Here is a 19,032-nt window from a genome sequence, read left to right as displayed (position 1 = left end):
CACAGCGAAGGCGGGGAAGCAGGGCTTTCTTGATTGCGGGCAGCCCAGAGCCACGGCATTGAGCCCGCAAACGCGACTCAAGGAATCTGCCCATGACCATGACTTTCCTCCAGTTCGGCTGCGGCAACATGGGCGGCGCCATGCTCAAGGGCTGGCTCGCGGGCGGCATCGCGCCCGAGACCTTCACGATTGTGGATCCCTATCTCGAAGCTGCTCCGCAGGGCACGCGCCTGCTCAAGTCTGCGCCCGAAGGCGAGGGGGCGTTTGATATCGTCCTGCTGGGCTTCAAGCCGCAGCAGTTGCCCGATGCCGCCGCTACCGTGCGTCCGTTCGTCGGACCGAACACGCTGCTGCTGTCGATCCTTGCAGGCGTCGATCTCGCGACGCTCCGGTCGAACTTCCCCGATGCGCGTGCCATCGTGCGCGTGATGCCCAACCTCGCCGCCGCGCTCGGCAAGTCGCCGATCGCGCTCGTTGGTGATGCCGATGCCGCAGCGCGGTCCCAGACCGATGCACTTATGGCGCCGCTGGGCCAGGCCGAATGGCTTTCGGGCGAGGACCAGATGGACCTTGTCACCGCGCTCGCAGGGTCCGGTCCAGCATTCGTCTATCGTTTCATCGATGCGCTGGCCGAAGGCGCCGCGGCACTCGGGCTGCCGCGCGAGCAGGCGGACCGACTGGCGCTGTCGATGGTCGAAGGGGCCGCAATGCTGGCCGCAGCCTCCGAACACGGTCCCGGCGAGCTCGCACGCCGCGTCGCCAGCCCCGGCGGCGTTACGCAGGTAGGCATCGATGTTCTGGACAAGGACTGCCGTCTTGTTGCGCTGATGGAAGACACTTTGCGCGGCGCGCGCGACCGCAGCGCGGAAATGACCGAGCAGGCCCGCGCCAAATCCTGATCGCGCGCAACAATTCGTTACATTTGATTGCCAGTTCATTGCTTCGGTTTCACTTGAAAGCGGGCCGCAAAGCGCCGATATTCCATCTACGTGGCCAAAGGGGCCACAGAACGGAGCTTTGAAAATGGCAAACTGGAACGACCCTCGGCCCACCGGAACGGGCTTCGGCGCGTCTCCGAGCCTTTCCGGCATCCAGGCCCGCGGCGAAGTGTTCGACGCAGGTCTGCGCCGTCACATGCTGTCGATCTATAATTACATGGCCTCAGGCGTGATGCTCTCGGGCGTCGTCGCGCTGCTTTCGGCCTCTACCGGCCTGACCGTGTCGCTGCTCGGCACCCCGCTGATCTGGCTGGTGATGCTCTCGCCGCTCGCCTTCGTGATGTTCATGAGCTTTGGTGCGAACAAGTTTTCGACCACCGCGCTTCAGGGCATGTTCTGGGGCTTTGCGGTCGCCATGGGGCTGTCGCTTTCGACGATCTTTCTCGTCTACACGGGCGCTTCGATCGCGACGACGTTCTTTGCCACTGCTGGCGCTTTCGCCGGTCTGAGCCTCTATGGCTACACGACCAAGAAGGACCTGTCGGGCATGGGCAGCTTCCTGATCATGGGCCTGTTCGGCATCATCATCGCGTCGCTGCTGAACATCTTCCTGAAGTCGTCGGGTCTTGGCTGGGCGATCAGCTTCCTCGGCGTGCTGATCTTCGCAGGCCTCACCGCCTACGATACGCAGAAGCTCAAGGAGCAGTATGCCTACGTCGCCGGAACCGATTTTGCCGGCAAGGCCGTGGTCCTCGGTGCGCTGAGCCTCTACCTCGACTTCATCAACATGTTCCAGTTCCTGCTGCAGTTCATGGGCGATCGTCGCTGATCCGCTGAAGCAACCGAACCGAACCAGATTGACCCGGCGGACCGCAACGGTTCGCCGGGTTTTTCTTTTTCAGGGGATTCTCTTGTGTAAACACTGCCGCTAGTGTCGGCTTCATCTTGCAGCAAGGATGATCGGCGCAATTTTGCACGTTGCGTCAACGGGATCATCGGCCAATCGGCTACCTTTGGGGGAATGCCAATGTTTCGTCTCCGGCGTCTTCATGCGCCTACCATCGCGGCACTGGCCTTGGCCATCGGCCTTGCCTCTTGCGCGCCACCACCACCGCCTCCGCCACCACCTCCGCCGCCTCCGCCGCCCAAGGTCGTGGTCATTCCGCCCAAGCCGATGCCGCCCAACGGCGCGTCGGACAATATCTACCTGCCACCGGCCGATGCGAACGGTTTGCGCCAGTCGGTGAACCGCAATATCACGACAGCGCAGATGGTTTGGAACCTGCGTTCGGCCTACAATGTGGCGGCGCTCAATTGCACCGGGCCCAAGCACGCCGACATCCTGCCGCGCTACAAGGCTTTCCTGACCACGCATGCCAAGGCGCTGAACGTGGCCAACAAAAAGCTCGATACCGAGTTCAAGGAGAAGTACGGGCAGAAGTTCATCGCCCCGCGCGAGGCATATATCACCTCGGTCTACAATCATTACGCCTTGCCGCCGACGCTCTCGGACTTCTGCGATGCCGTCATGGCGGTGACGCGCGATGGCGCGGCGATCAAGTCGGCAGAGCTTGAGGCTTTCGCGGTCCGCAGCCTGCCGAGCATCGAAGTCGTGTACGACGATTTCTACCGCCGCTACGAGGTCTATCGCAATGATCTGGCTATCTGGCAGTCTCAGTACGGCGCGCTGGTGAATACGCAGCAACCACCTGTTGTGGTCTCGTCCACCAGTGTCACCGATCGCAGCGGGGCCGGCAACTGATCGCCGGGCGCGGCCAAAGAATCTCGAAAATGCCACTTTTCACAGCTGGGACGCTGCGCTAATGGCGGCGCTCCCTGCGGTAGTGTCGTGGGGCGATACCGGGAACGGGGCCGTAGCTCAGATGGGAGAGCGCGTCGTTCGCAATGACGAGGTCAGGGGTTCGATCCCCCTCGGCTCCACCAGGTATCATCGAACCGCCTGATTGGCAGGCGCCTTGCGGTTCGAGGCTCCAGGAACTCCATGAACGGGACCAACAGGCTCGCTTAGGGGGCCCGGCGCTATTGCATTCGGGCCTGTCAGTGGACACGTTACCCAGATGCATTTTCTCGATCAGGCCAAGATCTTCATCCGCTCGGGCCAGGGCGGCCCCGGCGCGGTCAGCTTCCGCCGCGAAAAGTACGAAGAGTACGGCGGCCCCAATGGCGGCAATGGCGGCAAGGGCGGCGACATCGTGTTCGAGGCCGTCGCCGGACTGAATACCTTGATCGACTTCCGCTACACCCAGCACTTCAAGGCGCAACGCGGACACGGCGGTGCGGGCTCCAACCGGACCGGCGCGGGCGGTGAGGATCTCGTGATCAAGGTTCCCGTCGGCACGCAGGTGCTTGATGATGACCGCGAGACCGTGCTGCTCGACCTCACCGAAGTGGGCAAGCGCGTGGTCCTGCTGCGAGGCGGTGATGGCGGGCGCGGCAACGCATCCTACAAGTCTTCTACCAACCGCGCCCCGCGTCAGCACGGCCCAGGTTGGCCGGGCGAGGAAATGTACGTCTGGCTTCGGCTCAAACTCATGGCCGATGCAGGGCTTGTTGGCCTGCCAAATGCGGGCAAGTCGACCTTCATCAACAAGATCACCAACACCAAGGCAAAGGTCGGCGAGTACGCCTTCACCACGCTGCGCCCGCAACTTGGCGTGGTCAGCCATCGCAACCGCGAGTTCGTGCTGGCCGACATTCCCGGACTGATCGAGGGTGCGGCTGAAGGTGTCGGCATCGGTGACCGCTTCCTCGGCCATATCGAGCGCTGCCGCGTGCTGATCCACCTGATCGACATCCACAGCGAGACCGATCCTGCTGAAGCCATGCAGATCGTCGAAAGCGAGCTTGAGGCCTACGGCGGCGGTCTCGACGAAAAGCCGCGCCTGATCGCGCTGAACAAGATCGACCTTGTCGATGCCGAACTGGTCAAGGCCTTCACCAAGGAGCTGCGCGCGGCCGGTGCTCGCAAGGTCTACCCGATCTCCGGCGCGACAGGGAAGGGCATGGACGCCCTGCTTGACGCCGTGCTCGAGCACCTGCCTGCCGCTACGGTGACCGAACGCCCGACCGGCCAGGTCGAGGAGCAGGCGGACGAAAAACCCTGGTCGCCGATCTGATCGTCCAAACGCACTGCGTGCAGGACCGGTAACCCTTCCCGCCCCGTCACAAATACCCTAAGCGGCCCTCATGAAGATCAGCCAGCTTGCCCATCTGACGAACGCCGCCACCTGTCCGCGCCTTGTGGTCAAGGTCGGGTCGGCGCTGCTTGTCGGCAAGGACGGCGCCCCCCGGCGCGAATGGCTGACCGCGCTGGTGGCCGAGATCGCCGCAGCACGCGCTGCAGGGCAGGAAGTGATTGTCGTCTCCTCTGGCGCGATTGCGCTCGGCGCGCGCAAGCTGGGGCTGGCCAAGGGCGGGCGCGGCAGTCTGTCAGATGCCCAGGCTGCGGCGTCGGTCGGCCAGATCGCGCTTGCAGGCCTCTGGGCCGAACTTCTCGCTGCGCATGGCCTTACCGCCGCGCAGATCCTGCTGACGCTCGAAGACCTTGAGGATCGCCGCCGCTACCTCAATGTCACCGCCACGCTCGGCACGCTTCTCGCAGCCGGTGCAGTGCCGGTGATCAACGAGAACGATTCCGTCGCCACGCAGGAAATCCGCTTCGGCGACAATGACCGGCTGGCCGCCCGTGTCGGGCAGGCGGCAGGGGCAAGCGGCGTGCTGCTGCTGTCCGACATTGACGGTCTCTATGACCGCGACCCGCGCGAACCGGGTGCCACCCGCATTCCCGTGGTGAAGGGCGTCACTCCCGAAATCCATGCGATGGCCACGGGCGGTTCGTCCTCTGGCCTCGGCTCGGGTGGGATGACCTCAAAGCTGCAGGCGGCAGAGATCGCCGAACTTGCCGGCATGGCACTCGCCATCATCGACGGGCAGCCTGTCTCACCCATCAGTTCCGCCATGAGCGCGGATCGCGGCACGCTGTTCCTGCCGCGCGGGCGAAAGCAGGCGCGCAAGGCTTGGCTTGGTGGGCGGATGCGGATGCGTGGGGTCGTCCACGTTGATGCCGGGGCTGCTGCGGCACTCGCCCGCGGCTCCAGCCTGCTCGCTGCCGGGATCACCAGCGTCGAAGGCGATTTCCAGCGCGGCGATGCCATTGCCGTTGTCGGCCCTGATGGCCAGACTCTCGCACGCGGCCTTTCCGAATACGATGCCGCCGAATGCGCCCGCCTCAAAGGCCGCCACAGCCGTGAGCACGAGGCGCTGCTCGGCTACGCGCCCCGCTCGGCTCTGATCCATCGCGATCAGATGGTGCTGCTGTAATGGCTGCAGAATTGCTGGCGATTACCGGGGCGACCGGGTTCGTCGGTCAAGCCGTGCTCGATTACGCCGCCCGCGCCGGGATCGAAGTCCGGGCTCTTGCCCGTCGCCCGCAGGATGCCCGCGCCGGAGTGGAATGGGTGCAGGGCGACCTTGGTGACAAGCGCGCGCTCCAGCGCCTCGTTGGCCGCGCCAGCGTGGTCCTGCACATCGCGGGCGTGGTCAACGCGCCCGATCCCCAAGGGTTCGAGGATGGCAACGTCTGGGGCACGCTCAATGTCGTCAACGCCGCGCTGGAGGCGGGCGTACCGCGCCTGTTTCACGTTTCCTCGCTCTCCGCGCGCGAGCCGGACCTTTCGGTCTACGGCCGGTCGAAGCTGCGCGGCGAGAAGATCGTCAAGGCCAGCAGCCTCGACTGGACCGTGGTCCGCCCGCCCGCCGTCTATGGCCCGCGCGATACCGAGATGTTCGAGCTGTTCAAGCTGGCCCGGCGCGGCGTGGTGCCGCTGCCGCCGCAGGGCCACCTCTCGATCATCCACGTCAACGACCTCGCCCGCCTCCTGCTCGCCCTGATCCCCGGCGGCGAGGAGGTGACGCACATGACCTTCGAGCCCGACGACGGCACCCCCGGCGGGTGGACCAACACCGATCTCGCCCGCGCCATCGGCATGGCCATGGGCAAGCGCGCCACCGCGATCAACCTGCCCGCCGGAATGTTGCGCCTCGGCGCAAGGCTCGACGCGCGCTTCCGTGGCAAGGGCGCCAAGCTGACGATGGATCGCGTCGGCTACATGTGCCACCCGGACTGGCGCGCAGGCGAAGGCAACCAGCCCCCGGCAGACCTGTGGCTCCCCCAGGTAGAAACCCGCATGGGCCTTCACGCCACGGCGGCGTGGTATCGCGAGGCGGGGTGGTTGAAGTGATAATGTGCCAAAACACACTTTCGTTTCCCTGAACTGCGGTTAACCATTGCTTCCAAACTGGATGTATTGGGGCGGGAATGGTTAGGGCAATCTGGTTCGCGGCACTTCTGGCAGTAGCATCACCGGGGTTTGCACAATCGGCAGAGCAGGTTTCTTCATCCCCGCGAAGTCTTGCCGATGAAGTGAAGGCTCTCAAGACCATGGACACGGCGGGCAAGCCCGACGAGGCGCTGGCAAAGATCGATGCGGTGCTCGCTCGTGCTCGAAAGACCAAGGGGATTGACCGGCTGGACATGATCTACGCCGAGGCCAGCCGCGCCAATGCCCTGTTCTGGCTCGATCGCTATGACGAGGCATTGGGAATCTACCACAGGCTCGAGGCCGAACTGGAATCCGGCAAATACCCGATGACCCCCGACCGGGCCGAACTCGTCAACAATATCGGCTCGCTCTACTCCTCCCTCGGCAAGCTTGAAGAAGCCACCCGCTACAAGCTGCGAGCGCTCGACCTTACAGCGCAGACAGCCGGTCCCGAGAGCATCGAATACGCATCGGCGCTTTACGGTATGGCTCTGGTAGAGTTCCGGCAGGGCGAGCCTTTGAAAGCACTGCCGCGAGTGCGCGAAGCGCTGCGCCTGGCCCGTGCGCATGCCAATCTGACCGGTGATGATATCGAACAGCCAGCAATCTTTGGGCTGAGCCTGGCCGCTCTGCTTATTCAATCTGGTGATACCGCGTCCTCCATTGAGCCGGCTCGAGAAGCGGCGGTATGGGCCGAAACGCATCTGGGCGAAGACCACCGTGTTACTATGGCTGCCCTGAATCAGTTGGGCGCATCACTCAGTGAGTCCGGACTCTTTGCCCAAGCCATCCCGGTCATACGCAGAACTCTGGATCTGCGCACCAAGGCCTACCCTGCCGGGCATCAGGACATTGCGTTCTCGCTCAGTGCTCTGGGCTTTGCGCTCGATAATTCCGGGCACAAGGATGAGGCGCTACCCTTCTACGAGCGCGCCGCCGAGATTTTTGAGAACAGCAACACTGAACGCAAAGAAACGGTAGGCGCTACTGCCATTGGCCAGTTGGCGCGGCTTGCCGCTTGGCGTGGCGACAAGGCACAATCGCTGGTCCTGCGTGAAAAAGCGCTGCAAGTGGGGCGAAAGCGCGCGGCCTCTGCAGAACATCCGGACGTGCTTCTGGCAGAGGTCAATCTGGCGCGCGAATACATCGCGAACCGCCGTCTTGATGACGCGTCCATTCTGCTGGATCATGCCAACGCCGCTTTCAGGCAACGGGCCCTCGATGCCAACTTTCGCCGGCTTTGCGGCTTGATTTTTGCCGAGCAGATTGCCGCAGCCAGAGGCGATGTGGCCGGAGCGCTAACCCGAACCGTTCAGATTCTGGCGCCAGCGCGAGCCCGCCTGCTTGACCGCGCCACGCCGCGCGGCGAGGTCATGAGGCTGGCGGAACAATATCATTTCCTCTTTGTCCAGCAGGCGCGGTTTGCCGAAGCGGCAAACGATCCAGCGCAAGCGTTCGAGGCATTGCAACTGGCCAACCTTGGCGATCTGCAGAGTGCCATGTCCAGCCTGGCCATGCTGCGCGACGGCAATGGCGCCGAGGCGACCGAGGTCATCCGGCGCTACCAGTCGCTCGCCGCCGATGGAGCGAGACTACGCCGCACGCTCAACGCGCAAGTCGCGGCGGGAAAGGGCGATACCGTCGACGCGCTCAATCGCCAGCTTGCTGAGATCGATGCCCATATCCGGCAAGAGGATGCGCGTCTGGCGGAACTGATCCCCGGCTATTCGCTGCAGACCGCAGTGGAGCCGGCTTCTCTCTCGGCTGCCCAGAAGTCATTGGCCAAGGGACAAGCTCTTGTGCTCTTCGGGCAGGACGAGGACGGCCTGGTGATCCTTGCCGTAACGGCTGACAAGGCGGTGGTTGCCGAAAGCGCGATTGCCCCGCGGCCACTGCTGGACCTGATCAAGCGCATGCGCGGTTCTATCGACCTTGGCCTTGTCAACAACGGTGCAGGAGGCTTCGATCGCAAGGCTGCGTTCGAACTTTACCAACTGCTCTTCCCGGCACCGATCCGGCAGGCCATCAAGGCTGCGCCAGACTTGCGCATACTCGCCCCTGGTGGCCTTGCCGCGCTGCCCTTTTCCGCGTTGGTCACGCAAGCACCGCAAGGCTCCGATGACGCACCTGCAGCGCTGCGAAGCACACGCTGGTTGGCAATGGATCATGCGGTCTCTGTCCCGCTTGCCGCCGTGCCGCTTCCGCAACGCGAAGGCGGCAAGCGCGAAGTGACCTTCGCCGGCATAGGTGCGCCAGTGTTGGGCCAGCCCGTTCGCCTGGCCACTCGTACTGCTCTGCTGCTGCGTTCGGGAGATACCAGCACCAAGGCCCTGCGCGAGCTGGCCAGCTTGCCCGGCGCGGCTGACGAACTGCGGGCCATGGCCACGGCTTTTCCCGGCAAGCCAGCCTTGCTGATTGGCGCGGATGCGACCGAAGCAGCGGTCAAGGCAGCGCCACTGGAACAGGCCAGCGTTCTTGCCTTCGCCACGCACGGTCTTGTCAGCGGAGCCTTCCGCGATCTGGTCGAGCCTGCTCTGGTTCTCACGCCGCCCGATCAGCCGAGCGAGACCGACGACGGCCTGCTCACTGCCTCTGAAATCGCCAAGCTGCGGCTCGATGCCGATTGGGTGATCCTCTCGGCCTGCGATACTAGCGCCGGCGACAGCGAAAGCGCGCCAACCTTTTCGGGCTTGGCGCGGTCCTTTGTCGCGGCAGGCGCACGTTCCTTGCTGCTCTCGCACTGGCCTGTCCGCGATGACGTTGCCAGCCGCCTTACTCTCGACACGCTGAAAGGCGCAGGTAAAGGCTTGTCCCGGGCTGAGGCCTTGCGTCGTGCGCAACTGGCCATCCTGAAGGACTCAAAGGTGCCTGGCGGCGCGCATCCCGCAACTTGGGCACCTTTCGTGCTGGTGGGCAACTGACGCCGGATGTGACCGCCGATACTTGCGCGAATTTCCAATCCGTGTTCGTCTGCGTCTACTTTGCCGGTCGAGGGCAAAGTCAAAAGGGGGAATGCCATGGAATGGATGATGATGCCCTATCGCCGTTACGCCGATTTTTCGGGACGTTCCCGGCGTAAGGAATACTGGATGTTCGTGTTGCTGTCGCTGATCGTCACCATGATCTGCATGATGCTCATGCTTGGCGGCGGCATGATGTCGGCTGAAGAGACAGGCAGCGAGCCCGGTCTGCTGTTCTGGCTCGGCGCGGGCCTTCTGGGGATTTTCGTCCTCGGCAGCTTCATTCCTTCGATCGCGGTACAGGTGCGCCGCTTTCACGATCAGGACAGGTCGGGCTGGATGGTGTTGCTTGGTTTCATTCCCTATGTCGGTGGTCTGATCGTGTTCATCTTCATGTGCCTTGACGGTACGCGCGGGCCGAACCGTTTCGGAAGCGATCCCAAGAATCCGCACAACGCGGACATTTTCGCCTGACCCAGCTACGGGAGCGGCCCGGTGCCGTGCCTGAAAGGGAATGCCTGATGAACTGGATGATCCAGCCCTATCGCCGCTATGCCGAGTTTTCTGGCCGTTCGCGGCGCAAGGAATACTGGATGTTCGCGCTGTTCTACGTGCTGGTGATGATCGCGCTCAACGCGGTCTTCGGCACCAATGAGGTCACGCGCGGCAACGGCGCGTTCGTCTATGGCTCGCGGCTTGTCGGCACCGGGGGATGGATCGGCGGCCTGTTCTGGCTAGTGTCGATTGTTCCGGGCCTCGCTGTTTCGGTCCGTCGTCTCCACGATCAGGATCGGAGCGGCTGGCTCCTGCTGCTTTGGATAATCCCGTTCCTCGGCTGGTTCGCGATCTTCGTGCTGATGTGCCTCGATGGCACGCGCGGGCCAAACCGCTTCGGGCCCGACCCGAAGAATCCAACGCCCGCTGACGTCTTTTCCTAAAGCTCGCGCAGCACCTGTGCCGGTCGGGTTCGCAGCAGCCCGACCGAGCCTGCCACCGCCAGCACCATCACCAGCGCCACCCCGCCGCCAAGCACGCCAAGGATGCGCGGCCAGTCGGGCAGCCAGTCGAACTCGAACAGCAGCACGATTACGCCCCAGGCGACGCCCGTGCCGAGCAGCAGCGCCACGCCAGCCAGCAACGCGCTGAGCAGTCCGTATTCCGCCAGCAGCAGCACCAGCAACTGCCGCCTGCTCGCGCCGAGCACGCGCAGGATCACGTTGTCATAGGTCTTGCGCTCGCGCGCCGCCGCAATCGCGCCTGCCAGCACCGCCATCCCGGCAAGGATCGCCACGCTTGCTGCTGCAAGAATTGCCGTCCCCATCTGCGAGAGGATTTCGCGAGCCTGTCCCAGCACCGGCCCGATCTCGATCACCGAGCTTGAGGGCAGGGCCTTCACAAGGCCGCCCAGAATGGCGCGGCGAACCTCGGGTGTCTTCGACTGATCGGGCAGGCTGATCGTCGCGGCAAGGTTGTGTGGCGCATCGGCAATCGCGTTGGGGCTGAACACCAGCACATAGTTGAAGCCCATGTTCTCCCAGTCGATCCTGCGGAACGAAGCGATCTTCGCGCTGCGCTCCACGCCGAGGATGGAAACCGCGATCCGGTCGCCGAGCTTCAGGCCCAGCGCCTCGCGCAAGTCGTCGTCGACCGAGACGAGCGGCTCGCCGGAGTAGCCCTTCGGCCACCATTCCCCGGCGGTCAGCACGTTGCCTTCGGGCACTTCGTTCGAATAGGTCAGCCCACGATCCCCGCGCAGTGGCCAGGCAATCTCGGGGATTTCCTTGAGATCGGCCACGCGGATCATTGCGCTCTGTGGACCATAGGCGGTGATCGAGCCGCGCAAGGCGGGAACCTTGCGGACCACCGCTTCCGGCGCCGCTGTCTTAACGATCCGGTCGAACTCGGTCGTCTTGCCCTGCGGCAGGTCGAGCACGAAGTAGTCCGGCGCCTTGTTGGGCACGCGCAGTGCAATGTTGCCATCAAGGCTGGTCTGCACGCCTGCCAGCAGAACGAAGGCGGCGAGCCCGAAGCCTAGCGCCACGACCAGCGCTGACGTCTGCGCACCCGGCCTATGCAGGTTAGCCAGTGCCATCCGTGCAATCGCGCCCTCGGGGCGGGGCAGCTTTGCCGCCATCCGCTGTAACCCCCACCCGAGCAAGGAAAGCAGCACGAACAGCGCAGCCGCTCCGCCGAGGAACCCCGCCGCCAGCAGCTTTTGCGGTGCAGTCAAGACCGCGAGCGCAACGATCCCGCCAAGACCCAACGCTACCGGTAGCACCGCGCCCTGCCAGCCACCCGACAAGGGACTGACCCGCGCCCGCATCAGAGCCATCGCCGGAAAGGCCTTGGCCCGCGCCAGCGGCGGCGCGGCGAAAGTCAGCGCGATCAGCGCGCCATAGGCTGCCGCAATCGCCAGCGCGCCCCAGTCCAACACAAACCCGGCCTCAATCGGCAGCAGACCTTGCAGCGCCTTGCCGATCAGCGGCGTGATGCTCACCCCGATCGCCAGCCCGCCAAGAATCGCCAGGGAGGAGGCGGCTGCCAGCTGCAGCAGGTAGATTCGCGCAATGTCCCCGCTCGACGCGCCAAGAATCTTGAGCGTGGCAATGCTCCCGCGCCGGGCTTCGAGGTAGGAATTGACCCCGTTGCCGATGCCGATCCCGGCAATCGCCAGCGCCGCCAGCGCCACCAGCACAAGGAACTGCCCCATCCGCGAAACGAACCGGTCCAGCCCCGGCGAGGCCTTCTCGCGCGTGCGCACTTCGTAGCCAGCCAGCGGAAACTGCGTCTTGATACGTTCGCCCAGCGCCACCGCGTCCGCACTGCCAGGCAGCTTCACCCGCAATTTGGTCCGAACCATTGATCCGGGCTGCACCAGCTTCGAGGCATCGAGCGCGGCCTTGCTGACGATCACCGTTGGCCCGAGCGAGAACCCCTCGGCCAGTCGATCTGGTTCGGACCCGATCACCCCGCCCACAGTCAGGTCAGCTTCACCCACTCGCAATCGGTCACCAACGCGAACGCCCAGCCGATCCGCCACACCGGGCGCAATCCACGCGGCCATGCCCTCAGGCGCACCTGCCGTCTTTCCACCCTCAAGCGTGAACTGCCCATAAAGCGGCCACCTGCCATCGACCGCCTTCAATTCGACCGGCGTCGTGCGCGTATCATCGGAAGGCACTCGCGCCATCGCCTGCAACCGCGCCCCTTCCGAAACCTCGCCCAGCGCTGCAATGGCTGCGCTCTCATCGGGTGAAGGTTGCCGCGCGGCCAGCGTGAATTCCAGATCCGCGCCCAGCATCTCGCGCCCGCGCGTTGCCAGTTCCCGCTCGATTGCGCCGGTCAGGGTGCCGATGGCGGAGAGGGCGGCGGTACCCAGCACGAGGCACACCAGCAGCAGGCGCAGGCCCTTGAACCGCCAGTCCAGTCCGCGCCGTGCCAACGCCCATGCGGCGCCCCATGAAAGGTTCACGCGCCAGAATCCGATGGCGCGTCCGAGGCGATGCGGCCATCGGCCAGTCTCACGATCCGCCCGCATCGCGCAGCCAGCGCTTCGTCGTGCGTAACCATGATGAACGTCGCGCCCGCCTCTGCCGCCCGCGCAAACAGCAGGTCGGCAACCGCTTCGCCGGTCGCATGGTCGAGGTTGCCGGTCGGCTCGTCAGCAAACAGGATTGCGGGCTTTGGCGCTAGCGCGCGGGCAATCGCCACGCGCTGCTGCTCGCCGCCCGAAAGCTGTGCCGGATAGTGATGCAGCCTATGCCCGAGGCCAACCGCGACCAGCTCCGCCTCGGCCCGCACCATGGCATCGGGCATGCCTGCCAGTTCCAGCGGCGTGGCAATGTTTTCCAGCGCGGTCATCGTCGGCAGCAGGTGGAAGGCCTGCAGCACGATGCCGATCCGCCCACGTCGCGCGGCGGCAAGCCCGTCCTCGTCCAGCGCGGTAAAGTCGGCACCCGCTACGTTGAGCGAACCGGCACTCGCACGCTCAAGCCCCGAAAGGATCGCCAGCAGCGATGACTTGCCCGATCCAGATGGTCCGAGCAGCGCCAGAGTCTCGCCAGCGATTACCGAAAGATCGATTCCGCGCAGGATTTCGACCCGCGCCTCTCCGCTGCCAAGCGAGAGCGTCAGGGCCGAAGCGGCGATTACCGATATGGGGGAGCTTGTCACAGGCCTCACGTGGCATAGATTGGTTGCAGCGTGCAACCGGCACTTGGGGGCGCGCCCTAGGAGTTTCAATGCGCCGCTTCGTTCTTGCCGCCACCCTTGTGATTGCCGCCTGCTCGCCGGAGAAGGTCCCTGACCCCCAGCCATCGACCGCCGCAAGCGCCGCCGCGCCTGTTCCCGCCGACGCTCCCGTGATCCTTGCCTTCGGTGACAGCCTCTATGCCGGCTACCAGCTTAACCCCGGGGAGGGCTATCCGCCGCGCCTGGAAGCAGCGCTCAATGCACGGGGCGTGCCGGCAAAGGTGGTCAACGCCGGCGTGTCGGGGGACACGACCGCTGCCGCCTTGCAGCGCCTGCAGTTCACGCTCGACAACCAGCCGATCAAGCCCACGCTCGCGCTCGTCGGCCTTGGCGGCAACGACATGCTGCGAGGGCTGCCGCCGTCTGAAACCCGCGCCAACCTCGATGCGATCCTGACCGAGTTCGACAAGCGCGAGATCCCCGTCGTCCTCACCGGCATGCTCGCCGCGCCCAATCTCGGCGCGGACTACCAGAAGCAGTTCAACCCGATCTGGCCGGACCTTGCCAAGAAGCACAAGGCAGGCCTCGTCCCGTTCTTCCTCGCGCCGGTGCTCGGCAACAAAGCGCTGATGCTTGAGGACAACGTTCACCCCAATGCAGACGGGGTCGACAGGATTGTTGCTGCAACGAAGGATCAGGTGGCAGAGGCGCTGAAGGCGGCGGTTGCGGAGTAACTACGCGCGCTCGACAACCCCATCGCGCACTGTCCAAACAGCGCTGACTTCCGAAACCTCCGCAAAGGGGGCCATTTCGGTTCCCGTCATCCAGACCTGCGCCCCGCTCTGTGCCAACCGCTCGAACAGCGCCGCCCGCCGTACCGGATCGAGATGCGCCGCGATCTCGTCGAGCAGCAGCAGGCGAGGGCGCTCGCCCGCCGTCAGCCCGGCATGGGCGAGGACAATGGCGATCAGCATCGCCTTCTGCTCGCCGGTCGAGCAATCTGCCGCCGGGGCATTCTTTGTTGCAAGCGTCACGGCCAGATCATCACGGTGCGGCCCGATAAGCGAACGCCCCGCAGCCCGGTCCCGCCGTCGCCCGTCCCGCAGCATATGGCGCAGGGCCTCGGCCTCCAGTGGCACCTCGCTGGCATAGCGCAGCGAAGGTCGCGCAAACGGCTGCTCCGGCACAGTCTCCAGTTCCCGCCCGAGATCTGTCACCAGCGCGGCCCGTGCCGCCGCCATGGCTGTGCCAGTCTCGGCCATCTGCGCCTCGATCCCGTCGAGCCACAGCGGGTCAGGTTCTGAAGGCTCAGACAGCAGCCGGTTGCGCTCGCGCAGAGCCGTCTCATAGCGCGTGGCGTTGCGCGCATGGCCGGGCTCCCGCGCCAGCACCAGCCGGTCCAGAAACCGCCGCCGCGAGCCTGCGCTTTCGGCAAAGAGCCGGTCCATCGCAGGCGTCAGCCAGGTGATAGAAAGCCACTCGCCCAGCCGCGCCGCCGGGCCTTCCGCACCGTTGATCCGCACCACGCGGCGATTGGGCGCGGAAGCATCGGTCGACGTGCCGATCTGCACGCCTCCGTCCTCCATCTCCGCCACCACGGCAAACCCGCCATCGCCGTTACGCCCGGCCATTTCCACCGGCTGCGCCCGCCTGAGCCCACGCCCCGGCGCGAGCAGGCTGATCGCCTCGAGCACATTGGTCTTGCCCGCCCCGTTCTCCCCCGCCAGCACATTGAACGCACGCATCCCTTCCAGCCGCGTTGCGGCATGGTTGCGAAAGTCGCGCAAGGTGAGGCGGGTGAGGGACATTACTGCGAGGCGTTAGTGGGTTTGCGCTGAAAGCGAAACCTCAACCCTTATCACTCAACCCATGCTTCTTCATGCAATGGCGCAGCTGGTCATAGGTCAGCCCCAGCGCCTTGGCCGTCTGGCGCTGGTTGAAGCGGTTACGGCCCAGATGATGCTCGATGATCGCGCGCTCATGCGCATCCACCGCCGCACGCAGGTCGGCCACGCTGTCGAGATCGCCTGAGGGCGCGACTGTCCGCATCGGAGCGCTCGCCTCGCCTTCCGCCGTTTCCGGTCGGACTGGCGCGACCGGCTTCCAAGGGCTTTCAAACGGATCGAACTGCACGTGGCCGATCGGCTTGGTCCAGTCGTCCCAGCGATACACTGCACGCTCCACCACGTTGCGCAATTCGCGCACGTTGCCGGGCCAGAGGTATTCCTCCATCGCCTTCTGCACGATGGAGGCAAAGCCGGGCCAGGAATCCCAGTGCAGTTCCGCTGCCATGCGCCGCCCGAAGTAATCGGCCAGCACGGCAATGTCGCCCTCGCGCACGCGCAGCGGGGGCAGGGTGATCACCTCGAAACTCAGCCGATCGAGCAGGTCAGGGCGGAAGCGGCCCTGTTCTGCCATCTTCGGCAGGTCCTCGTTGGTCGCCGCAACGATGCGCACGTCCACGCGCACCGGCTTGCTCGATCCGATCCGAGTGACTTCGCCATATTCCACCGCGCGAAGCAGGCGCTCTTGCGCACCCATCGAAAGCGTGCCGAGTTCGTCGAGGAACAGCGTGCCCTTGTCCGCCTCCTCGAAGCGTCCGGTCCGTGCCCGTGTCGCGCCGGTGAACGCACCCGCCTCATGTCCGAACAGTTCGGCCTCGATCAGCGTCTCGGGCAGGGCCGCGCAGTTCATCGTCACCAGCGGTTCGGTCCAGCGCGCGGACAGGCGGTGGAGGCGTTCCGCGATCAGTTCCTTGCCGGTCCCGCGCTCGCCGATCACCAGAACCGGGCGGCGCATCGGCGCGGCGCGGCTGGCGCGTTCGACCGCATCGAGAAACGCGCCCGACTGGCCGATAAATTGAACCTCCCTGTCCATGGCACAGGATTAGCGCATTTTCCCAAGTCTCGGCAAGAATTCCCAACATTAAAGGATGCTAAAGCGCCAAAACTGGCGGATTTCTGCGCAAATCGCAGTTTGGCACACCCCTTGCTCTAACATGAACATCCGGCAGACAGCCGCCATGAACCAGACAGTAACCCGCCGAAAGGTCACGAAAATGTACACCGCCCGCTTCTTCTCCACCCAGCTCGGCCGCGCCAGCCTTGCCAGCATTGGTGCGATGGTCGTGATGTGCTGCTTCGCCCTGACCCAGCAGGTGAACGCCGTTCCCACCGTCATGGCCTCGAGCGCTGCGATCACCGGTGAGCTGGCATGATGGCCGACGAGCTCACCCCGATCCGCTCCGAACGTCAGGAGGGTGGCCGTTCCACCCGCCTCGACGCGGAACTGGATCGCCTTCGCAATTTCAGCAATGGTGGCGGCAATGGCCAATCCCGCCCCCTCTTCACTCCCGGAGTCAACCTGATGGGTATCTTCTCGCGAACTCGCGACATCATTGCCGCCAATTTCAACGACTTGCTTGATAAGGCGGACGATCCTGCCAAGATGATCCGGATGATCATCATGGAGATGGAAGAGACCCTCGTGGAAGTCCGCGCCTCGGCCGCGCGCACCATCGCCGATCAGAAGGAAATGGGCCGTCACGTGTCAAAGCTCGAACGCCTTCAGGCCGATTGGTCGGAAAAGGCCCAGCTCGCGCTGTCGAAGGACCGCGAGGACCTCGCCCGTGCGGCTTTGGTCGAGAAGAAGAAGGCCGCCGACATGGCCGACCAGCTCAAGACCGAGATCACGGTGCTCGATGATGCGATGCGCGCCTACGAGCAGGACATCGAGAAGCTGCAGACCCGCCTGCGCGAAGCCCGCAGCCGCCAGACTGCGATCGCCGCGCGCCTCGAAAGCGCCGAGAACCGCGTCCGCCTGCGCTCGCTCCTCGCCAACGAGCGCGTGGACGAGGCCATGGCCCGCTTCGACCAACTCGAACGCCGCGTCGACTATGCCGAAGGCCGCGCCGATGCGCTGAGCCTGGCCGATGGCAACTCCAAGCCGAGCCTTGCGGACGAGATCGCCGCGCTCGCGGGCAAGGACAAGATCGATGAGGAACTCGAAGCCATGAAACGCCAGCTTGGTAAGGAAGGCTGATCCATGGAAGACGTTGTTGCCATTATTGCGATCGTCCTCGGCCTGCCGTGGATCATCTTCCACTACATCACCAAGTGGAAGACCGCCGCCACCTTGACGACCGGTGACGAGGCATTGCTGGAAGAACTCTATCAGCTCGCCCGCCGCCTCGACGAACGCATGGACACGGTCGAGCGCCTCGTTGCAGCCGACAACCCCGAATTCAAGCCGGCGCGGATCATGCACGATCGCGAAACCGACAATCAGAAACTGCGCGAACTGGACCGCCTGTTCGCCGAACAGGGAAGGACCTCGAAGTGAACAGCCCCCGCACCCGCTTCTATCGCGACAAGGTCAACGGCAAGTTCATGGGCGTCTGCGCCGGGATTGCCGACTACACCGGGGTCGATGTCCTCTGGGTTCGCCTTGGTTTCCTGATCCTGGCCTTCTCGATGGGCTGGCCGTTCCTCGTCTACTTCGCCCTTGGTTTCCTGGCCAACAAGAAGCCGGCGAACCTCTACGGCGATCGGCAGGAGCAGCAGTTCTGGCAGCGTGTCCGCCAGTCTCCGGCGCGCACCGCCCGCGAAGTCCGCGCCGAATTCCGCGACATTGATCGCCGCCTGGCCGATGTCGAGAGCTTCTACGTCAATTCCAACCCGCGTCTCTCGGCCGAAATCGAGAAGCTGCGCTAAGAAAACAACTGTCCTGAGGGGGACTGAACCATGGGACCAGCAGAAATTGGCAGCCTGATACCGATCGTTGCCCTGAGCATCCCGATCGTCGCGATCTGGACCAAGCACCGTACCAAGATCGCCGAAATGCAGATCAATGCGACCGCTGAACTCAGCGCCGAAAAGGCCGCACAATACGCCCAGCATACCCGCGAACTCGAAGAGCGCGTCCGCGTCCTCGAAGCCATCGTCACCGACAAGGGCTTTGATACTGCCGCGCAGATCGAAGCGCTCCGCCGCGATACGGCCGCGCTTGAAGACCGGAGGCCACAATGAACTGGGGCGGCCCCGAGTTCGTCCTTGCCATCATCGCCATCTCCACCGGCGGCTGGGTGATCAACAACTGGATCCGCGCGCGGCACGGCTATGCCCTCGAGGACGAATGGGGTGGCAAGACCGACCGCGCCGATCTTGAGGCCTATGCCAAGCTGCGCGAGGAAAACGCCTTCCTGCGAGACCAGTTGGACAAGACCCATCAGCGTCTTGCCAACGTCGAGGCCATCGTCACCGACAGCGGCTTCGACGTCTCCCGCCAGATCGACGCCTTGCGCCCGGCTCAGGAGAGACCGCAATGAACGAGGATGTCGTCCTGACCCTGGTGTTCATGGTCATCGTCCTGCCCATCGTCCTCGGCATCGGTGCAGACATCTACAAGCGCCGCCTCGCTTTCCGTGAACGCGAACTGGAACTGCTCTCGAAGCAGACCGCCGAGAAGGCCGCGCAATATGCGGCACAGGCCGAACGTCTCGAACAGCGCGTCCGCGTTCTCGAACGCATCGCCACCGAAAACAACACAGACCTCGCGCTGCAGATCGAAAACCTGCGCGACGTCAAGGTCAACTGAGGACTG

General features: G+C 64.5%; 21 protein-coding genes and 1 tRNA gene. 18 read left to right on the top strand and 4 right to left on the bottom strand.

Annotated features, from left to right (window positions below; all coding sequences use genetic code 11):
* Positions 1 to 92 precede the first annotated feature (92 nt).
* The 10 genes from IQ25_RS13410 to IQ25_RS13365 all read left to right on the top strand — a co-directional run bounded on the left by IQ25_RS13410 (position 93) and on the right by IQ25_RS13365 (position 10,178).
* Positions 93 to 899: a pyrroline-5-carboxylate reductase family protein gene (locus IQ25_RS13410; protein ID WP_246415779.1), complete on the top strand. Its 807-nt coding sequence runs from the start codon at positions 93 to 95 to the stop codon at positions 897 to 899.
* Positions 900 to 1,023: 124 nt separating this feature from the next.
* Positions 1,024 to 1,767 (top strand): Bax inhibitor-1/YccA family protein, encoded by a 744-nt coding sequence (locus tag IQ25_RS13405; RefSeq protein WP_144906641.1) that lies wholly within the window; start codon positions 1,024 to 1,026, stop codon positions 1,765 to 1,767.
* Positions 1,768 to 1,965: 198 nt separating this feature from the next.
* A complete protein-coding gene (locus IQ25_RS13400; protein ID WP_144906639.1) occupies positions 1,966 to 2,700 on the top strand; it encodes a hypothetical protein in 735 nt (244 codons plus the stop codon).
* A 106-nt stretch (positions 2,701 to 2,806) separates the two neighbouring features.
* Positions 2,807 to 2,882, top strand: a tRNA-Ala gene (locus IQ25_RS13395).
* A 134-nt stretch (positions 2,883 to 3,016) separates the two neighbouring features.
* Positions 3,017 to 4,075 carry a GTPase ObgE gene (gene obgE, locus IQ25_RS13390; RefSeq protein ID WP_144906637.1) on the top strand — a complete coding sequence of 353 codons (1,059 nt, stop codon included), beginning with the start codon at positions 3,017 to 3,019 and terminating at the stop codon, positions 4,073 to 4,075.
* A gap of 70 nt (positions 4,076 to 4,145) precedes the next feature.
* Positions 4,146 to 5,279 (top strand): glutamate 5-kinase, encoded by a 1,134-nt coding sequence (gene proB / locus IQ25_RS13385; protein WP_144906635.1) that lies wholly within the window; start codon positions 4,146 to 4,148, stop codon positions 5,277 to 5,279.
* A complete protein-coding gene (locus tag IQ25_RS13380; protein WP_144906634.1) occupies positions 5,279 to 6,199 on the top strand; it encodes an NAD-dependent epimerase/dehydratase family protein in 921 nt (306 codons plus the stop codon). The genes proB and IQ25_RS13380 overlap by 1 nt, the downstream gene beginning before the upstream one ends.
* A gap of 77 nt (positions 6,200 to 6,276) precedes the next feature.
* The gene (locus IQ25_RS13375) at positions 6,277 to 9,201 is read left to right on the top strand and encodes a CHAT domain-containing protein (protein ID WP_144906632.1); all 2,925 of its coding nucleotides are present in this window, start codon (positions 6,277 to 6,279) and stop codon (positions 9,199 to 9,201) included.
* A 96-nt stretch (positions 9,202 to 9,297) separates the two neighbouring features.
* Positions 9,298 to 9,714, top strand: coding sequence for a DUF805 domain-containing protein (locus tag IQ25_RS13370; protein WP_144906630.1), 417 nt, complete (start codon positions 9,298 to 9,300; stop codon positions 9,712 to 9,714).
* Between the two features lie 47 nt (positions 9,715 to 9,761).
* Entirely contained in the window at positions 9,762 to 10,178 is a 417-nt protein-coding gene (locus IQ25_RS13365; RefSeq protein WP_144906628.1) for a DUF805 domain-containing protein, read from the top strand.
* Here IQ25_RS13365 and IQ25_RS13360 read toward each other — a convergent pair.
* Positions 10,175 to 12,712, bottom strand: a complete 2,538-nt coding sequence (locus IQ25_RS13360; protein WP_158637746.1) for an ABC transporter permease — start codon at positions 12,710 to 12,712, stop codon at positions 10,175 to 10,177. The genes IQ25_RS13365 and IQ25_RS13360 overlap by 4 nt on opposite strands.
* The gene (locus tag IQ25_RS13355; protein WP_181447250.1) at positions 12,709 to 13,413 is read right to left on the bottom strand and encodes an ABC transporter ATP-binding protein; all 705 of its coding nucleotides are present in this window, start codon (positions 13,411 to 13,413) and stop codon (positions 12,709 to 12,711) included. The genes IQ25_RS13360 and IQ25_RS13355 overlap by 4 nt, the downstream gene beginning before the upstream one ends.
* Positions 13,414 to 13,481: 68 nt before the next feature.
* On the opposite strand from IQ25_RS13355, the gene IQ25_RS13350 reads away from it, so the two are divergent.
* Positions 13,482 to 14,165 (top strand): arylesterase, encoded by a 684-nt coding sequence (locus IQ25_RS13350; protein WP_144906623.1) that lies wholly within the window; start codon positions 13,482 to 13,484, stop codon positions 14,163 to 14,165.
* Here the strand turns inward: IQ25_RS13350 and recF are convergent, their stop codons facing one another.
* Complete coding sequence (gene recF / locus IQ25_RS13345) at positions 14,166 to 15,239, bottom strand: DNA replication/repair protein RecF (protein WP_144906621.1); 1,074 nt, start codon at positions 15,237 to 15,239, stop codon at positions 14,166 to 14,168.
* A gap of 40 nt (positions 15,240 to 15,279) precedes the next feature.
* Positions 15,280 to 16,308 carry a phage shock protein operon transcriptional activator gene (gene pspF / locus IQ25_RS13340; protein ID WP_144906619.1) on the bottom strand — a complete coding sequence of 343 codons (1,029 nt, stop codon included), beginning with the start codon at positions 16,306 to 16,308 and terminating at the stop codon, positions 15,280 to 15,282.
* A gap of 145 nt (positions 16,309 to 16,453) precedes the next feature.
* On the opposite strand from pspF, the gene IQ25_RS13335 reads away from it, so the two are divergent.
* The 7 genes from IQ25_RS13335 to IQ25_RS13305 are packed head-to-tail and all read left to right on the top strand — an operon-like array spanning position 16,454 to position 19,026.
* Complete coding sequence (locus tag IQ25_RS13335) at positions 16,454 to 16,648, top strand: hypothetical protein (RefSeq protein WP_144906617.1); 195 nt, start codon at positions 16,454 to 16,456, stop codon at positions 16,646 to 16,648.
* Positions 16,648 to 17,472, top strand: a complete 825-nt coding sequence (pspA, locus tag IQ25_RS13330; RefSeq protein WP_338112224.1) for a phage shock protein PspA — start codon at positions 16,648 to 16,650, stop codon at positions 17,470 to 17,472. The genes IQ25_RS13335 and pspA overlap by 1 nt, the downstream gene beginning before the upstream one ends.
* Positions 17,473 to 17,475: 3 nt before the next feature.
* Positions 17,476 to 17,772, top strand: a complete 297-nt coding sequence (gene pspB, locus IQ25_RS13325; RefSeq protein ID WP_144906615.1) for an envelope stress response membrane protein PspB — start codon at positions 17,476 to 17,478, stop codon at positions 17,770 to 17,772.
* Entirely contained in the window at positions 17,769 to 18,143 is a 375-nt protein-coding gene (pspC, locus tag IQ25_RS13320) for an envelope stress response membrane protein PspC (protein ID WP_144906613.1), read from the top strand. Before pspB ends, pspC begins: the two co-directional genes overlap by 4 nt.
* A 30-nt stretch (positions 18,144 to 18,173) precedes the next feature.
* Positions 18,174 to 18,458: a hypothetical protein gene (locus IQ25_RS13315; protein ID WP_144906611.1), complete on the top strand. Its 285-nt coding sequence runs from the start codon at positions 18,174 to 18,176 to the stop codon at positions 18,456 to 18,458.
* The gene (locus IQ25_RS13310) at positions 18,455 to 18,757 is read left to right on the top strand and encodes a hypothetical protein (RefSeq protein WP_144906609.1); all 303 of its coding nucleotides are present in this window, start codon (positions 18,455 to 18,457) and stop codon (positions 18,755 to 18,757) included. Before IQ25_RS13315 ends, IQ25_RS13310 begins: the two co-directional genes overlap by 4 nt.
* The gene (locus IQ25_RS13305; protein WP_144906606.1) at positions 18,754 to 19,026 is read left to right on the top strand and encodes a hypothetical protein; all 273 of its coding nucleotides are present in this window, start codon (positions 18,754 to 18,756) and stop codon (positions 19,024 to 19,026) included. The genes IQ25_RS13310 and IQ25_RS13305 overlap by 4 nt, the downstream gene beginning before the upstream one ends.
* The last annotated feature ends 6 nt before the right edge of the window (positions 19,027 to 19,032 follow it).

The organism is Novosphingobium taihuense (assembly GCF_007830315.1).
Classification (GTDB): Bacteria; Pseudomonadota; Alphaproteobacteria; order Sphingomonadales; family Sphingomonadaceae; genus Novosphingobium; species Novosphingobium taihuense.
This window is presented reverse-complemented; position numbering and strand designations above follow the sequence as displayed.

What these genes read in the sequence shown, in the direction of transcription:
- IQ25_RS13410 (WP_246415779.1), top strand. Translation starts at nt 93, where the DNA reads ATGACCATGACTTTCCTCCAGTTCGGCTGCGGCAACATGGGCGGCGCC.
- IQ25_RS13405 (WP_144906641.1), top strand. Translation starts at nt 1,024, where the DNA reads ATGGCAAACTGGAACGACCCTCGGCCCACCGGAACGGGCTTCGGCGCG.
- IQ25_RS13400 (WP_144906639.1), top strand. Translation starts at nt 1,966, where the DNA reads ATGTTTCGTCTCCGGCGTCTTCATGCGCCTACCATCGCGGCACTGGCC.
- obgE (WP_144906637.1), top strand. Translation starts at nt 3,017, where the DNA reads ATGCATTTTCTCGATCAGGCCAAGATCTTCATCCGCTCGGGCCAGGGC.
- proB (WP_144906635.1), top strand. Translation starts at nt 4,146, where the DNA reads ATGAAGATCAGCCAGCTTGCCCATCTGACGAACGCCGCCACCTGTCCG.
- IQ25_RS13380 (WP_144906634.1), top strand. Translation starts at nt 5,279, where the DNA reads ATGGCTGCAGAATTGCTGGCGATTACCGGGGCGACCGGGTTCGTCGGT.
- IQ25_RS13375 (WP_144906632.1), top strand. Translation starts at nt 6,277, where the DNA reads ATGGTTAGGGCAATCTGGTTCGCGGCACTTCTGGCAGTAGCATCACCG.
- IQ25_RS13370 (WP_144906630.1), top strand. Translation starts at nt 9,298, where the DNA reads ATGGAATGGATGATGATGCCCTATCGCCGTTACGCCGATTTTTCGGGA.
- IQ25_RS13365 (WP_144906628.1), top strand. Translation starts at nt 9,762, where the DNA reads ATGAACTGGATGATCCAGCCCTATCGCCGCTATGCCGAGTTTTCTGGC.
- IQ25_RS13350 (WP_144906623.1), top strand. Translation starts at nt 13,482, where the DNA reads ATGCGCCGCTTCGTTCTTGCCGCCACCCTTGTGATTGCCGCCTGCTCG.
- recF (WP_144906621.1), bottom strand. Translation starts at nt 15,239, where the DNA reads ATGTCCCTCACCCGCCTCACCTTGCGCGACTTTCGCAACCATGCCGCA.
- pspF (WP_144906619.1), bottom strand. Translation starts at nt 16,308, where the DNA reads ATGGACAGGGAGGTTCAATTTATCGGCCAGTCGGGCGCGTTTCTCGAT.
- IQ25_RS13335 (WP_144906617.1), top strand. Translation starts at nt 16,454, where the DNA reads ATGAACCAGACAGTAACCCGCCGAAAGGTCACGAAAATGTACACCGCC.
- pspA (WP_338112224.1), top strand. Translation starts at nt 16,648, where the DNA reads ATGGCCGACGAGCTCACCCCGATCCGCTCCGAACGTCAGGAGGGTGGC.
- pspB (WP_144906615.1), top strand. Translation starts at nt 17,476, where the DNA reads ATGGAAGACGTTGTTGCCATTATTGCGATCGTCCTCGGCCTGCCGTGG.
- IQ25_RS13315 (WP_144906611.1), top strand. Translation starts at nt 18,174, where the DNA reads ATGGGACCAGCAGAAATTGGCAGCCTGATACCGATCGTTGCCCTGAGC.
- IQ25_RS13310 (WP_144906609.1), top strand. Translation starts at nt 18,455, where the DNA reads ATGAACTGGGGCGGCCCCGAGTTCGTCCTTGCCATCATCGCCATCTCC.
- IQ25_RS13305 (WP_144906606.1), top strand. Translation starts at nt 18,754, where the DNA reads ATGAACGAGGATGTCGTCCTGACCCTGGTGTTCATGGTCATCGTCCTG.